This is a genomic window from Mycobacterium marinum (assembly GCF_003391395.1).
Lineage (GTDB): Bacteria > Actinomycetota > Actinomycetes > Mycobacteriales > Mycobacteriaceae > Mycobacterium > Mycobacterium marinum.
Genome location: NZ_CP024190.1, coordinates 2,773,223 through 2,788,677, shown reverse-complemented (window position 1 = coordinate 2,788,677; position 15,455 = coordinate 2,773,223). Strand labels below are relative to the sequence as shown.

Annotated in this window: 10 protein-coding genes; 6 read left to right on the top strand and 4 right to left on the bottom strand. The window is 65.1% G+C overall.

Features of this window, described 5'->3' with window-relative positions; translation table 11 throughout:
- Positions 1-131 precede the first annotated feature (131 nt).
- The 4 genes from lysX (at position 132) to CCUG20998_RS11760 (ending at position 7,006) form a co-directional block, all read left to right on the top strand.
- A complete protein-coding gene (gene lysX, locus CCUG20998_RS11775) occupies positions 132-3,449 on the top strand; it encodes a bifunctional lysylphosphatidylglycerol synthetase/lysine--tRNA ligase LysX (RefSeq protein ID WP_020728734.1) in 3,318 nt (1,105 codons plus the stop codon).
- A gap of 43 nt (positions 3,450-3,492) precedes the next feature.
- Entirely contained in the window at positions 3,493-4,938 is a 1,446-nt protein-coding gene (locus CCUG20998_RS11770) for an alpha/beta hydrolase (protein ID WP_036455618.1), read from the top strand.
- 138 nt (positions 4,939-5,076) lie between these two features.
- Positions 5,077-5,331, top strand: a complete 255-nt coding sequence (locus tag CCUG20998_RS11765; RefSeq protein WP_012394188.1) for a hypothetical protein — start codon at positions 5,077-5,079, stop codon at positions 5,329-5,331.
- Positions 5,324-7,006 (top strand): serine/threonine-protein kinase PknH/PknJ, encoded by a 1,683-nt coding sequence (locus CCUG20998_RS11760; protein ID WP_036455616.1) that lies wholly within the window; start codon positions 5,324-5,326, stop codon positions 7,004-7,006. The genes CCUG20998_RS11765 and CCUG20998_RS11760 overlap by 8 nt, the downstream gene beginning before the upstream one ends.
- 42 nt (positions 7,007-7,048) lie before the next feature.
- On the opposite strand, the gene uvrA is transcribed toward CCUG20998_RS11760, so the two are convergent.
- Complete coding sequence (gene uvrA, locus CCUG20998_RS11755) at positions 7,049-9,964, bottom strand: excinuclease ABC subunit UvrA (RefSeq protein WP_020728731.1); 2,916 nt, start codon at positions 9,962-9,964, stop codon at positions 7,049-7,051.
- Positions 9,965-10,159: 195 nt separating this feature from the next.
- On the opposite strand from uvrA, the gene CCUG20998_RS11750 reads away from it, so the two are divergent.
- The gene (locus CCUG20998_RS11750; RefSeq protein WP_012394185.1) at positions 10,160-10,837 is read left to right on the top strand and encodes an MBL fold metallo-hydrolase; all 678 of its coding nucleotides are present in this window, start codon (positions 10,160-10,162) and stop codon (positions 10,835-10,837) included.
- 119 nt (positions 10,838-10,956) lie between these two features.
- Here CCUG20998_RS11750 and CCUG20998_RS11745 read toward each other — a convergent pair whose 3' ends face one another.
- Together CCUG20998_RS11745 and CCUG20998_RS11740 are read right to left on the bottom strand one after the other, a co-directional pair.
- Positions 10,957-11,349, bottom strand: a complete 393-nt coding sequence (locus tag CCUG20998_RS11745) for a nuclear transport factor 2 family protein (protein ID WP_012394184.1) — start codon at positions 11,347-11,349, stop codon at positions 10,957-10,959.
- 368 nt (positions 11,350-11,717) lie between these two features.
- On the bottom strand, positions 11,718-12,158 hold the full coding sequence (locus CCUG20998_RS11740) for a universal stress protein (protein WP_012394183.1): 441 nt from the start codon (positions 12,156-12,158) through the stop codon (positions 11,718-11,720).
- A gap of 321 nt (positions 12,159-12,479) precedes the next feature.
- Between CCUG20998_RS11740 and CCUG20998_RS11735 the strand changes: the two genes are divergently transcribed.
- Positions 12,480-14,048, top strand: a complete 1,569-nt coding sequence (locus CCUG20998_RS11735; RefSeq protein ID WP_020728730.1) for a mannosyltransferase — start codon at positions 12,480-12,482, stop codon at positions 14,046-14,048.
- Here CCUG20998_RS11735 and CCUG20998_RS11730 read toward each other — a convergent pair.
- Positions 14,037-15,449, bottom strand: a complete 1,413-nt coding sequence (locus CCUG20998_RS11730) for an MFS transporter (RefSeq protein WP_020728729.1) — start codon at positions 15,447-15,449, stop codon at positions 14,037-14,039. The genes CCUG20998_RS11735 and CCUG20998_RS11730 overlap by 12 nt on opposite strands.
- Positions 15,450-15,455 lie beyond the last annotated feature (6 nt).

The window sequence follows — 15,455 nt, the reverse complement described above, 5'->3', positions numbered from 1 at the left end:
AGTCTAGCAGCCATGACGCTCTACCCGGACAATGTGCTCACCCAGCCGCCGACCCGCGCGCACCAGGGCGGTAGGACTCGGCTGCCACTTCGCCGGGATTTTCCGGTTCATAAGGAATATCCTCGCGGTCTGTGACCGTCACAAAGCCTCGCTCGGTGCAGGGTAGGCACATCTCTCGGTATGACTGGGTTCCGGCCGCCGCTGGCTGGGCCGTCGGGGTCATCGCGACCCTGTCACTGCTGGCCAGCATTTCGCCGCTGGTTCGGTGGATCATCAAGGTTCCCCGAGAATTCATCAACAGTTATCTGTTCAATTTTCCCGACACCAGCTTCGCCTGGTCTTTTGTGCTGGCACTGCTGGCGGCGGCCCTGGCCGCGCGTAAACGGATCGCCTGGCTACTGCTGCTGACCAACGTCGTCTTGGCGGCTTTCCTCAACGCCGCCGACATCGCCGCGGGCGGCAACACCGCGGCCCAGAACTTCGGCGAAAACCTCGGGTTCGCAGTACACGTGGTGGCGATCGTCGTGCTGGTGCTGGGATATCGGCAGTTCTGGGCCAAGGTCCGCAGGGGTGCACTGTTCAAGGCGGCCGCGGTGCTGGTGGCCGGTGGTGCTATCGGAATCCTGGTGTCCTGGGGCCTGGTCGAGCTGTTTCCGGGATCCCTCGCGCCGCACGACCGTTTGCCCTACGTGGCCAACCGGGTGATCGGCTTCGCCCTGGCCGATCCCGACCTGTTCACCGGCCGGCCACACGTCTTCCTCAACGCCATGTTCGGCTTGTTCGGCGCTCTCGCCCTAATTGCCGCCACCATCGTGCTGTTTCAGTCCCAGCGTGCCGATAACGCGTTGACCGGTGAGGACGAGTCGGCCATCCGGGGGTTGCTCGAGCTGTACGGCAACAGCGACTCGCTGGGCTACTTCGCGACCCGTCGCGACAAGTCGGTGATATTCGCCTCCAGCGGCCGTGCCGCCATCACCTATCGGGTCGAAATCGGTGTCTGCCTGGCCAGTGGCGATCCGGTAGGCGACCCGCGGTCGTGGCCGCAAGCGATCGACGCATGGCTACGGCTGTGCCAGACCTATGGTTGGTCGCCCGGTGTGATGGGGGCCAGTTCACAAGGGGCCAAGGCATATCGCGAGGCAGGTTTGAACGCGCTTGAACTCGGCGACGAGGCGATCTTGGTGCCCGCCAATTTCACGCTGTCCGGCCCCGACATGCGCGGAGTGCGCCAAGCCGTGACCAGGGCACGTCGCGCCGGTCTGACGGTGCGCATCCGGCGTCACCGGGATATCTCCGACGCCGAAATGGAACAGACGATCGATCGCGCCGACGGCTGGCGCGACACCGAATCCGAGCGCGGCTTCTCGATGGCGCTCGGCCGCCTCGGCGACCCGGCCGACACCGACTGCTTGTTGGTCGAGGCGCTTGACCCCGACGACCTGGTAGTGGCGATGTTGTCGCTGGTGCCTTGGGGTACCAGCGGGGTCTCCCTGGACCTGATGAGACGTTCTCCGCAATCGCCCAACGGCACCATCGAGCTGATGGTCAGCGAACTGGCGCTGCGCGCCGAAGGCCTCGGCATCAGCCGCATCTCGCTGAACTTCGCGATGTTCCGGTCGGCTTTCGAGCAAGGCGCCCAATTGGGCGCCGGGCCGGTGGCCCGCTTGTGGCGTTGGCTGCTGGTCTTCTTTTCCCGGTGGTGGCAGATCGAGACGCTGTACCGATCCAACCAGAAGTATCAGCCGCAATGGGTGCCCCGCTACGCCTGCTATGAGGACGCGCGGGTGATCCCCAAGGTGGGTGTCGCCTCCGTGATCGCCGAGGGGTTCCTGGTATTGCCATTCAGCCGGCGCAACAAGGTGCACACCGGTCACCATCCCGCGGTCCCCGAACGGCTGGCGGCCACCGGTTTGTTGCACCATGACGGATCGGCGCCCGACGTCAGCGGGCTGCGGCAATCGGCAATTGCCGACGGCGACGACCCCCAACGTCGGCTGCCCGAGCAAGTCCGGGTGCGGCTGAACAAGTTGAAGAAATTGCGCATCAGCGGCATTGACGCCTATCCGGTGGGCGAACCGCCCACTCATACAGTCGCGCAAGCGATGGACGCCGACGACCAGGCGAGCGTGTCGGTATCCGGGCGGATCTTGCGGGTACGCAACTATGGTGGAGTGCTGTTCGCGCACTTGCGCGACTGGAGCGGCGAGATACAGGTGCTGCTGGACAACTCGCGACTCGAGCAGGGCCGCGCCGCGGATTTCAACGCGGCCATAGACCTTGGTGACCTGGTCGAGATGACCGGGCAGATGGGTTCGAGCAAGACCGGAACGCGATCACTGATCGTGCGCCGCTGGCGTCTGATCGGTAAGTGCCTGCGCCCCTTGCCCAACAAGTGGAAGGGGTTGACCGATCCCGAAGCCCGAGTGCGGACCCGCTACGTAGACCTCGCTGTCAACGCCGAGTCGCGCGCCCTCATCACGGCCCGCAGCGCGGTGCTGCGCTCCGTCCGAGAAACCCTGTCCGCCAAGGGGTTCATCGAGGTCGAGACACCCATCCTGCAACAGGTACACGGCGGCGCAACGGCCCGCCCGTTCATCACCCACATCAACACCTACTCCATGGACCTGTTCTTGCGCATCGCGCCGGAGCTGTATCTCAAGCGGCTGTGCGTCGGCGGGGTGGAACGGGTCTTCGAACTCGGCCGGGCCTTTCGGAATGAGGGCGTCGACTTCAGCCACAACCCGGAGTTCACCCTGTTGGAGGCCTATCAAGCGCACGCCGACTACCGGGTATGGATCGACAGCTGCCGCGAGCTGATCCAAAACGCCGCCCAGGCCGCCAACGGTGCTCCTGTCGCGATGCGCCCGGCCGGCGGCGGCCGCCTCGAACCGGTGGACATCTCGGGGGTCTGGGCGGTCAAGACCGTGCACGACGCGGTGTCAGAGGCCCTCGGTGAGCAGATCGACGCCGATACCGACTTGGCCACCCTGCGCAGGCTGGCCGACGCCGCACGCATCCCCTATCGGGCGCAGTGGGATGCCGGCGCGGTGGTGCTGGAGCTCTACGAACACCTGGTGGAGAGCCGCACCGAGCAGCCGACGTTCTACCTCGACTTCCCAACCTCGGTGTCCCCGCTGACCCGGCCGCATCGCAGCAAGCCCGGAATCGCCGAACGTTGGGACCTGGTGGCCTGGGGCGTCGAGCTTGGTACCGCCTACAGCGAGCTCACCGACCCCGTCGAACAGCGGCTCCGCTTGGAGGAGCAGTCTTTGCTCGCCGCCGGCGGGGATCCCGAAGCGATGCAGCTCGACGAAGACTTCCTGCAGGCCATGGAATACGCGATGCCGCCCACCGGGGGCCTCGGCATGGGCGTCGACCGGGTCGTCATGCTGATCACCGGGCGCAGCATCCGTGAAACGCTCCCGTTCCCGCTGGCCAAGCCGCACTAATCCCAGCCAGCTCACAGCTATTCCCCGTGGTTGGGGGCCGGTGATGTTTGACAATGAGACCGTGACAACGTCGCCGCCTGCCCTGGCGCGCGTGTTGGCCAGTACTCACACCTCTTTGATGCATGGTTGGGTGCCGGTCACCGTGCAGGTCGTGACCGCGATCGTGCTGCTGCTTGCCATCGGTTGGCGATCTCGGCGGCGACTACCCGCGGCCGTGATTTTTGGCGCCATAGCGGCCTGGGCAACCCGTTGGTACCTGGGCACACTGGCCAATGAGCCCGTCCCGGCGGCGTTGTGGGTGTGGGTCGGGTTGACCGCGGTGGCCGCGGCGATGCTGGTCGTGGGCTGGCGCGGGGCCCGCTGGCGACGCCGCACCGCCACCCTGGTCGCAGTTCCACTCTGTGCGCTTTGCGCGGCGCTGGGGCTCAACATCTGGGTCGGCTACTTCCCGACCGTGCAGGCCGCGTGGAATCAGCTGAGCTCTGGCCCGTTGCCGGATCAGGCGGACCCGGCCGCGGTTGTCGCGATGGCCGGCAAGGGAGTGCGCCCAGCGCACGGCAGCATGGTTCCGGTGGCGATCCCGTCCAACGCGTCGCACTTCAAACACCGGGGTGAACTCGTCTATCTGCCTCCCGCCTGGTTCGCCAGCTATCCGCCGCCGCGGCTGCCGGCCGTGATGATGATCGGCGGCCAGTTCAACACGCCCGCCGACTGGGCGCGCGCCGGTAACGCCGTGCGCACGATCGACGATTTTGCGCTCGCCCACAACGGCAATGCGCCGGTGCTGGTGTTCGTGGATTCCGGGGGCGCCTTCAACAACGACACCGAATGCGTCAACGGGCGGCGCGGCAACGCAGCCGACCATCTAACTAAAGATGTTGTGCCCTATATGATCTCGGCGTTTGGTGTCAGCCCCGAACCATCAAACTGGGGCATTGTGGGCTGGTCGATGGGCGGGACCTGCGCGGTAGATCTGACCGTCATGCACCCTTCCCTGTTCAGCGCCTTTGTTGATGTTGCGGGCGACTTTTACCCAAACGCGGGAAACAAGGCGGAAACCATCACCAGGCTTTTCGGCGGCAATGCTGACGCCTGGGCCGCGTTCGACCCGACAACGGTGATCAACCGACATGGGCAGTACACCGGAATTTCGGGCTGGTTCAGCATTTCGGTACCGGCGGGGCCGGGAGCCCCGCGTGACGTCGCGATCACCGACCCCGTCGTGATGCGGCTGGCCGGACGCGAAGCCGCCGCCAATCCGAGCAACCAGACCGCCGCGGCCAACTCCTTGTGCGCACTGGGCCGCGCCAACGGCATCGACTGCGCGGTGGTCCCCCAGCCAGGACGGCACGACTGGCCCTTCGCCGACCAGGTGTTCGCCCGGGCGCTGCCGTGGCTGGCCGGTCAGCTGGGGACCCCGGGAGTGCCTCGTATTCCGCTGCCAGGCACGGTGTCTCCGGCGACTCAGGTGGTTCCTGCCGGCCGGTGATTTCGTTGCCCCCCCCTCGAACGGCTGAAGCAACCCGCGGCCCAACATCGCCACAGCTGGTGCTGATGGCGTTGATTCCGGCGTTGGTCGTGGAGCAGACGGCACTAGTTCGATCGCCGCCCGCAGTAACGTGGCGGCATGCCCGACCAACCAGAGCCTCCCGCCGAGACGCCGTCTGCACCCCCCGACCCGGGGTACGACGACGCCGGCACGCCGACCTTCGAGTCGGTCCGCGAAAAGATCGAGTCCCGCTACGCGACGGCGCTGGGCGCGGCGGAACTCGACGCGGAGACATCCGAAGGACGCACCGTCGAGGAACAGTACGAGCAACGCCAGCGGGCCGCGGCTGAGCGGTTGGCACAGATCCGCGAGTCGATGCGCGAGCATGAGTGACACTGTCCCCACCTCGCGGGTAGGCACCCAATTCGGGCCCTACCGGCTACGGCGATTGCTCGGCCGCGGCGGGATGGGCGAAGTCTACGAAGCCCACGACACCGTCAAAGACCGCACCGTGGCGCTCAAACTCATGTCCCAACAGTTCAACTCAGACAGCACATTTCGCCGTCGCATGCAGCGGGAGGCCCATACCGCCGGCCGCCTGCAAGAACCGCACATCGTGCCCATTCACGACTTCGGTGAGATCGACGGCCAACTGTTCATCGACATGCGCTTCATCGAAGGCACTGACCTGGGTTCGGTGCTCAAGCGCGGCGCGCTACCCGCACCACGCGCCGTGGCCATCGTCAGCCAGGTGGCTGAAGCGCTCGATGCCGCGCACCGGGGCGGAGTCGTGCACCGCGACATCAAACCCGAAAACATCCTGATCACCGGCAACGACTTCGCCTACCTGGTCGACTTCGGGATCGCGGCGGCAGCCACCGACCAACACCTCACCAAGACCGGAACCGCGGTGGGCAGCTGGAGCTACATGGCGCCAGAACGATTCGGCGACGACGAAGTCACCTACCGTTCAGACATCTACGCACTGGCCTGTGTGCTCTACGAATGCCTCACTGGCACACCGCCTTACCAGACCCAGAACCTGAGCACGCTGATGGGCGCACACCTGATGCAGCCGATCCCCCGCCCCAGCCGGCACCGCCCCGACATCCCGACCGCCTTTGACGAGGTGATCGCCCGGGGCATGGCCAAAGACCCCGCCTTGCGCTACCCCACCGCCGGTGAGCTGGCGCGTGCCGCCCGGCACGCTTTGAGCGCTGGGGACCAAGAACGCGCGGCGACCCTGATCGCCGGTACCCACCAGCTCGCCGCGCCACCTAGCGGTCCGATGCCGTGGGCCCCGCCACCGTGGACCCCACCGGCGCGACGCACCCGCACACCGTGGCTCCTGGCGGTCGCAGTCCTGGTTGTTGTCATCGCGGTCGTCGGCACCGGGCTCTTCTTGGCCCGCAAGGAGCCCGCTAGAGGCCCCACCGGTGGCGTCAGCACGACTGCTGGGGCCCCGTCGGGCACCACTGCGACAGCCGGCCCGACCGTGGCGCCCACGCAATTGGAATCGTTTCTGCTCAGTCCCGAACAGATCAACACCATTGTCGGCACGACGGGCATCGTCATTGACCACAACGCCACCGAGATGACCGATCCCGGTCCGGAAAACTCGCTGTCAACCGAGCAATGCCTTGGCGCACTCATCGGCTACCAGACCCGGACGTACAAGAGCAGCGGGTACACCAGCATGCTTGCCCAGCTGATGCAAAAGCCGCGCAGCACACCCGGATACGTTGTGGTTCAGGGCGCCGTGATCTTCGCATCCGCAGACCAGGCCGTCGGATTTGTGGCGGCTCAGGCCGATCAGTGGCGCAGCTGCGCCGGGAAAGACGTTACCCAAGTCAACAATGGCAAGACATCCCGATGGACCTTCCGGGACGTCAGCGGCGCCCCACCCAAGATCTCGCTGCAGCGCGATTTGGCCGACAGCGTCGTGGTCTGCCAACACGTGCTCAGCGCGGTGTCCAACATCGTCCTGGACGTCAACGTGTGCGCGCCCAATGTCACCGACCAAGCCAGCGAGATCGCCGACACCATGGCCGCCAAGGTACCGACGTGACGGCACCCGGTCGGTCCGCCGTGTCCAACCGACGCGGCGGACTCAGGCGCTGACTTTTCGCCGCCGGTTCGGCCGGCGCCCACTAGTCGATGGGCGCCGGGCGGCCAAGACTTCGGCCAGAAACTTCCCGGTGTAGCTTTCCGGCACCGCGGCGATATCCTCCGGCGCGCCCTGAGCGACGACGGTGCCGCCGCCGGCACCCCCCTCCGGTCCCATATCGATAATCCAATCCGAGGTCTTGATGACGTCGAGGTTGTGTTCGATCACGACCACGGTGTTGCCCTTGTCCACCAGGCCGCTGATGACGTTCAACAGCTTTCGGATGTCATCGAAATGCAAACCGGTGGTGGGCTCGTCGAGGATGTAGATCGTGCGGCCGGTCGAGCGCTTTTGCAGCTCGGATGCCAGCTTGACCCGTTGCGCCTCACCCCCGGACAGTGTCGGCGCGGGCTGGCCGAGCCGCACGTAGCCCAGGCCGACGTCGACCAGGGTGCGCAGATAGCGGTGAATGCCGGAGATGGGCTCGAAGAACTCCGCGGCTTCCTCGATCGACATGTCCAGCACCTCGGAGATGGTTTTGCCCTTGTAGTGCACTTCGAGGGTTTCCCGGTTGTAGCGCGCGCCCTGGCAGACCTCGCACGGCACGTACACGTCGGGCAGGAAGTTCATCTCGATCTTGATGGTCCCGTCGCCGGTGCAGGCCTCACACCGGCCGCCCTTGACGTTGAAGGAGAAACGTCCCGGCTGATAGCCGCGGACCTTGGCCTCGGTGGTGGCTGCGAACAAGGTGCGGATCTTGTCGAACACCCCCGTATAGGTGGCCGGGTTGGATCGCGGCGTACGGCCAATCGGCGATTGGTCCACACGCACCAGCTTGTCCAGGTGGTCAAGCCCGGTGATGCGGGTGTGCCGGCCCGGGACCTGGCGGGCGCCGTTGAGCCGATTCGCCAACACCGCGGCCAGGATGTCGTTGACCAGTGTTGACTTTCCCGAACCCGAAACTCCCGTCACCGAGGTCAACACCCCGAGCGGAAACGCCACATCGATACCGCGCAGGTTGTGCTCGCGGGCACCAACCACGGTGAGTTGTCGGCGGGAGTCGACGGACCGACGGCTGGTCGGAATTTCTATCCCTTCCCGCCCGGACAGGAAGGCACCAGTGATGGAACTCTGGTTACGGAGCAACTCCTGATACGGCCCGCTGTGCACGATGCTGCCGCCGTGCTCGCCGGCCCCCGGCCCGATGTCGACGACCCAGTCGGCATGCTCGATGGTGTCCTCGTCGTGCTCGACCACGATCAGCGTATTGCCCAAATCCCGCAGGCGGGTGAGAGTTTCAATCAGCCGACGGTTGTCGCGCTGGTGTAGCCCGATCGACGGCTCGTCAAGCACATACAGGACGCCGACCAGACCAGACCCGATCTGCGTGGCCAGCCGGATGCGCTGTGCCTCGCCTCCGGACAGCGTGGCCGCCGCACGCGACAAAGACAGGTACTCCAGCCCGACATCGAGCAGGAAGCCGAGTCGCGACTGGATCTCCTTGAGCACCTGACCGGCGATCGCCTGCTCGCGCGCACCCAGGGTGAGCGCGTTCAGAAAATCTGCGCAGTCTGAGATGGACAGCTCACAGACCTCGGCGATCGACTTTGCATCCTGCTCCCCCGCGGCCAACGTGACCGACAGGATTTCCGGCTTGAGCCGGGCCCCGTCACACACCGGGCAGGGCACGTCGCGCATGAAGCCCTCGTAGCGTTCCTTCATCTGCTCGGACTCGGTCTGCGCCATCTTGCGTTGCAGAAATGCCAGAACGCCTTCGAAGTCGGCGTAGTAGGACCGGGTGCGTCCGTACCGGTTGCGATAGCGCACGTGTACCTGCTCGTCGGCACCTTCCAGAATTGCCTTGCGAGCCTTGGCGGGCAGCTTGCGCCAGGGGGTGTCGACATCGAAGCCGAGTGCGTCCCCCAGCCCGGCGAGCATGCGCGTGAAGTATTCGGCGGTGTGGCCGGTCGACCACGGCGCTACCGCGCCCTCGGCCAGTGTGCGATCCGGGTCGGGCACCACCAGGTCGGGATCGACCTCCTTGCGAATCCCCAGACCGCTGCATTCGGGGCAGGCGCCGTAAGGCGAGTTGAACGAAAACGACCGTGGTTCCAGGTCGTCGACGGCCAGCGGATGCCCGTTGGGACAGGCCAGTTTCTCGGAGAATCGCTGTTCGCGAGGATGATCGTGCTCATCGTGATCGTCGGGGAATTCCAGCACGACAATGCCATCGGCCAGATTCAACGCCGTCTCCACCGAGTCGGTCAGCCGCTGCTTGGCGGCCGCTTTGACGGTGAGCCGGTCCACCACCACTTCGATGTCGTGCTTTTCCTGCTTCTTCAGCTTCGGCGGATCCGTCAACGGGTGAACCACCCCGTCGACCCGTACCCGGCTATAGCCCTGGGCGTTGAGCTTGTCGAACAGGTCCGCAAACTCACCCTTGCGGGTGCGGACCACCGGGGCCAGCACCAGGAATCGCGTGCCCTCCGCCATGGCCAGTACCTGATCGACGATTTGCTGCGGGGTCTGACGCGCGATCCGTTCACCGCAGGTCGGACAGTGCGGAGTGCCCGCCCGTGCGTACAACAGGCGCAGGTAGTCGTACACCTCGGTGATGGTGCCAACGGTCGAACGCGGGTTGCGGTTGGTCGACTTTTGGTCAATGGACACCGCCGGGGAAAGTCCCTCGATGAAATCGACGTCCGGCTTGTCCATCTGTCCCAGGAACTGGCGGGCATAGGCCGACAGTGATTCCACATAGCGGCGCTGGCCTTCAGCGAAGATCGTGTCGAAGGCCAGCGAGGACTTGCCCGATCCGGATAAACCGGTGAACACGATCAGCGCATCACGGGGCAAGTCGAGGTCGACACCGCGGAGGTTATGCTCGCGCGCACCCTTGACGATCAGGCGGTCAGCCACGCTGTCCCTTTCACAGAAGTTCGTTTGCCGGAATGCCCGTCGGGCTTCCGACTTGTGACCCCATATCAGCCAATACGAACGCGGCACGGCATGGGCCGCATTCCATGCTAGGTGGCCCCTATGACAAGGGCTGAACAAGGCGGGACGGTTGGGGTTTGGTCAGGCCGGCTCGGGCGCCGCAGTAACCTGGCGCCTATGACCGTCGTCGATGACAACTACACCGGACACGTCGACCCCGGGACCGTGGCTCGGCGCACTTTGCCTGGTGCCACCATCCTCAAGGCGTCGGTCGGCCCCATGGACAACAACGCCTACCTGGTGACCTGTTCGGCGACCGGGCAGACGCTGCTGATCGATGCCGCCAATGACGCCGAGGTGCTGATCGACCTGATCCGGCGGTACGCCCCCAAGATCGCGCTGATCGTCACCAGCCATCAACACTTTGACCATTGGCAGGCGCTGCAGGCGGTGGCCGAAGCCACCGGCGCCCCAACGGCCGCACACGAGATCGACGCCGAACCCCTACCAGTCAAACCGGACAGATTGTTGGCCAACGGGGACCGAGTACAAATCGGCGAGCTCAGCTTCGACGTGATCCACCTGCGCGGACACACCCCCGGATCCATCGCGCTGGCCCTGGACGGGGCTGCCACGGGCGGGGTCACCCAACTGTTCACGGGTGACTGTCTATTCCCGGGTGGGGTCGGCAAGACCTGGCAGCCGGGTGACTTCACCCAACTAGTGGAGGACGTCAGCAGCCGCGTGTTCGACGTCTACCCGGATTCCACGGTCGTGTACCCCGGCCATGGTGATGACACCGTGCTGGGCGTCGAACGTCCTCATCTCGACGAATGGCGCGAGCGGGGTTGGTAGCCCCGATCGCGGTCGGACTCCAAGCAGCAGTCGGCCCGTCCCCCGAACCGGGATGACGGGCCGAGCCTTTCTGATGATTCAACAGTAGGAACTAAGACGGACGATCGCGGTCCACGCTGCTAGCTTGCCGCGACCTGCTTGCGCCCGTAGACGCGCTCCATCAACGCGGTATCGGTGTGCACCTGCACCCGCACCACTTTGCCGTCGCGAAGCGTGTAGACGTCAGCGTCCTGACCTCTCTCCTGGCCAACACTGACATCGGTGAGCGCGACAACCATGTCACCGTCGGCAAGGAACTTGTGGGGTGTGGCCGTCGTCGACTTCTCCGCCAGCCGAGCCAGGAACTGGCCGAATTCACCTTTGCCGTGGTAGGTGCCGCTGATTTCACTCTCACCGGGCTGGACCCACTCGATGTTGTCATCGAACAGGCTCATCACCTTCTCGATGTCACCGGCAGCAAACGCCGCGTATCCCTGCCTGATCCGCTCGATGTTTTCTTCTTGTTCCGACATCGTCGATTCCCTTCGTGCGACCCGACATTTCGGCCACGACAGGCTTGGCAAGGTCACGGGAGTCGGTCTCGGTCGGCCCTCGGATCAGTCAGACCATTCGCCGCCGGCTCAAATCTACGCCTACACACAGGGAAATCACAGATACTAAACACAGAATTTCCCAGGCCGCGACAGTCTTTCTGATATGATCCGCCGCCGCTGCGCACAATCTTCGATGGCCGCAGGCATGAAACAACGGCGCGAGCGGCCGTCATCACCTCGACAGCGGCAAGCCCAGCTACGACGAACCGTTACCAGATGGACCGGACGTCCATCACGTCAACGAATGACGTAAGCGAAGCCGGAAACCCGGCAGCAAAGTTTGACCGCTAGGTGGTGTGCACGATCAGCACGTCGACCTTGGCCCGCCGCGAGACGTTGGCCGGCACCGATCCCAGCAACCGGCCCGCGATCGTGCTGAGCCCGACATTGCCGACAACCAGCAGGTCGGCCTTCACTTCCTCGGCCAGGTTCACCAGCGCATCGACGGGAGCGCCGACCACCGGGCGCTCCTCGACGTTCTTGGCACCGGCGTTGTGCGCCCGCTCCTTGGCATCGTGCAGGATCTCGTAGATCGGGGCGGTTCCCGTGACCTTGTAGCTTTCTTCCCTGAGCACGTCAGCCGCCCGCGCGTCTTCGTGCTGAGGCAGGTACGCCGACGCGATGATCAACTTGGCATCGGCACCGGCGATCTGCGCGGCGCGGTCCACCGCACGCAACGACGAGTCCGAACCGTCGGTTCCTACCACCACGGTCCCATAGGCGCCCATTAAACCTCCCAGTGTCGGTTGCTACGCCAACCCCAGACAGTATCTCTTTGCCTGATGTAGGTGGCTCAGATTAACCACAACGGAACGGCGTGGCGCAAGCATCTATTTGCCTGGCCAGCGGGGTTCATCGGACACTATTGCCAATGACAACGCCCCCAAACCTCAACGCCGGCTTTGGAATTTCAAGCAGCACAACAATTTTCGCGATTATGGGTCGCCCAGCCGGGCGGGCCCCCCAAACCTCGCGGTCAACGGCCGCCCAACCCCCGAAAGATCACGCGTGACCAGGATCATCGCAGGGCCCTTACAGTGACAAGCATCATGTCCACACCGACGCTCGAGCAGGGCGCGACGGCTACCGACAAGGCCGAGCGCGTACGCCCACGTGGCCAGCTGCTCGACCCGTGGTTGATGGCTTTGCTGGCAACGCTGATCAGCGTCGCCTGGGCCGGTAGGCCCTCTCTGTGGTTCGACGAGGGCGCAACGATTTCGGCCGCCGCGAACCGGACGTTGCCGGAGCTGTGGAAACTGCTGGGCCACATCGATGCCGTGCATGGCTTCTACTACCTGCTGATGCACGGCTGGTATGCGATCTTTCCGCCGACGGAATTCTGGTCGCGGGTGCCCAGCAGCTTGGCCATCGGCGGTGCCGCCGCGGGTGTAGTCGTGTTCACCAAGCAGTTCTCCGGACGCTCCACCGCGTTGTGCGCGGGTGCCGTCTTTGCCATCCTGCCGCGGGTGACGTGGGCGGGAATCGAGGCCCGCTCGTCGGCCTTGTCGGTGGCGGCCGCGGTCTGGCTGACCGTGCTGCTGGTCGCCGCGGTGCGGCGTAACCGGCCATGGCTATGGCTGCTCTACGCGCTGGTGTTGATGGTGTCGATCCTGATCAACATCAACCTGGGGTTGTTGGTGCCCGTCTATGGCGCGCTGCTACCGCTGCTGGCCCCCAAGAAATCTCGAAAATCTCCCGGCATCTGGTGGGCCGTCACCTCGGTGGTCGCGATTGGGGCAATGACGCCGTTCGTGCTGTTCGCGCACGGGCAGGTTTGGCAGGTCGGATGGATCTCGGGGCTGAACCGCAATCTGTTCCTGGACGTGGTGCATCGCCAATACTTCGACCACAGTGTTGCGTTCGCCATCCTGGCCGGCGTGCTTGTCGTCGCCGCCATCGCCGTGCGGCTGACCGGCATAGCGAGGCCGGGCGAGGGGACGCGCCCGCTACTGCTGGCCAGCATCGCTTGGGTCGTCATACCCACTGGCATCGTTCTGCTGTACTCGGCGATCGTTGAACCGATCTACTACCCCCGCTACCTGATCCTCACCGCCCCGGCGACCGCCGTCATCCTGGCGGTCTGCATCGTCACGCTCGCCCGCAAACCCTGGCTCATCACCGGTGTCGTGGTGCTGCTGGCCGTCGCGGCGTTCCCGAACTATTTCTTCACCCAACGCGGCCCGTACGCCAAGGAGGGTTGGGACTACAGCCAAGTGGCCGATGTCATCAGCGCCCATGCCGCACCGGGAGACTGTCTGCTGGTGGACAACACCGTGCCCTGGAAGCCGGGACCGGTCCGCGCGCTACTGGCCACCCGGCCGGCCGCGTTCCGGTCGCTGATCGACGTGGAGCGCGGCGCCTACGGGCCCAAGGTCGGCACCTTGTGGGACGGCCATGTTGCCGTGTGGCTGACCACGGAGAAGATCAACAAGTGCGCGACGTTGTGGACGATCTCCAATCGCGACAACGCACTTCCTGACCATGAAGTCGGGCCGGCGTTGTCGCCGGGGACGGCGTTCGGCAAAACCCCCGTCTACCTATTCCCCCACTACCTGGGATTCCACATCGTCGAGCGATGGCAGTTCCACTACTCGCAGGTCATCAAGTCAACCCGGTGAGCGACGATCGTGGTGGGTCGCCTGGTAGGACGCGATGAAGCCGACCGCGGCCAGCACAGTGAAGACGGTATAGAGCCACCGGGCAGCGGCCACCTCTCCACCGGTCGCGGTATTGACCACCACCCCGGCCAGTCCGGCGCCAAACGCCGCCGAGACCAACTGCACAATGTTGATCGCCGCGGCCGCCGAGCTGCTCTCGGCCGGGTCGTCGACGCAATCCATTGCGCGCACCGTGAGATGCGGCCACGCGATACCGATACCGGCCCCGGTGATCAGCAGCGCAAGCGCCCAAAGCGCCACGGTCGGCAGCGACGCATCCGCGCGCTGCGTGACGGCACCCAGCGCCAGACCCGACGCCATTACCAGCGGCGCTGCCGCGATGATGTAGCCAATGAGTCTGGGGTTGGTCAGTGAAGCGCTGACGATCTCGCCGGCCGTCCAACCGAATGCCAAAGCCGCACCGAGGAATCCGGCAGCCACCGGCGTCAGGTGCCCTAACCCCTGACCAAACAGCGGCACATACGTCGTGACCATCGCGGCAACCATCTGCACCGACATGGTCAGATAGATCCATTTCAATGGTCCGCTACCAAACACGCTGTGCGGCAGGACCGCGACATGCATGCGCCAGTCGACAATCACGAAGATGCCGACTAGCAAGGCGCCGGCGACAAGCAGCCCGGCGGTCGCCACCAGATACTGCGGGATTTCGGCGACGCTGACGGCCAGCGCGGCCGCGCCCATCAGCAACAACGACCACACCGGCACCTTGTGCGCCGGGGCCACCGGTTTCTCGCCGCCCACTCCCACCCCGTTGGACAGCACGACCAGGACCAAGAACGTCATCAACCCGGCCATCGTCGCCATCACGCCAAACGCCCACCGCCACAATCCGAACTGCGCGAACAATCCGCCCGTGGCGGGCCCGATCAAGGTCGCGACGCCCCACATCGCCGAGACCAGCGCCGACCCGCGGGTCCATAGGTTGTGCGGCAAAGCCGCATTGATGAGCGCATAACCCAGCCCTGCCAGCAATCCACCGGCCACCCCCTGCAGGGTCCGCCCGGCGACCAGCATTTCCATGTTTTGCGCGGCCGCACAGACCAGGCTGGCGAAGCCGAACACGGTCAGCCCCATCAGATACGACATGCGAGCGCCGACCTTCAGCAGCATCGCGTTGACCGTGGTGGCCGAGACGACCGAGCCAACCAGATACAGGGTCGTCACCCAAGCATAAAGCCGGCTGCCCCCGATTTCGGCGATGGTGCTTGGCAGCAGGCTGACGGTGAGAAACTCGTTGGTCGCGTACATCGCGACACCGCCGGCCAGCAGGGTGGCTGTCCCCAGATGCCCGCTCCGTAGCTCTCGCCAGCTACCGGTCTCCCTCGCGGTCTCGGTCACCTCTAC

What these genes read in the sequence shown, in the direction of transcription:
- CCUG20998_RS11770 (WP_036455618.1), top strand. Translation starts at nt 3,493, where the DNA reads ATGTTTGACAATGAGACCGTGACAACGTCGCCGCCTGCCCTGGCGCGC.
- CCUG20998_RS11765 (WP_012394188.1), top strand. Translation starts at nt 5,077, where the DNA reads ATGCCCGACCAACCAGAGCCTCCCGCCGAGACGCCGTCTGCACCCCCC.
- CCUG20998_RS11760 (WP_036455616.1), top strand. Translation starts at nt 5,324, where the DNA reads ATGAGTGACACTGTCCCCACCTCGCGGGTAGGCACCCAATTCGGGCCC.
- CCUG20998_RS11750 (WP_012394185.1), top strand. Translation starts at nt 10,160, where the DNA reads ATGACCGTCGTCGATGACAACTACACCGGACACGTCGACCCCGGGACC.
- CCUG20998_RS11745 (WP_012394184.1), bottom strand. Translation starts at nt 11,349, where the DNA reads ATGTCGGAACAAGAAGAAAACATCGAGCGGATCAGGCAGGGATACGCG.
- CCUG20998_RS11740 (WP_012394183.1), bottom strand. Translation starts at nt 12,158, where the DNA reads ATGGGCGCCTATGGGACCGTGGTGGTAGGAACCGACGGTTCGGACTCG.
- CCUG20998_RS11735 (WP_020728730.1), top strand. Translation starts at nt 12,480, where the DNA reads ATGTCCACACCGACGCTCGAGCAGGGCGCGACGGCTACCGACAAGGCC.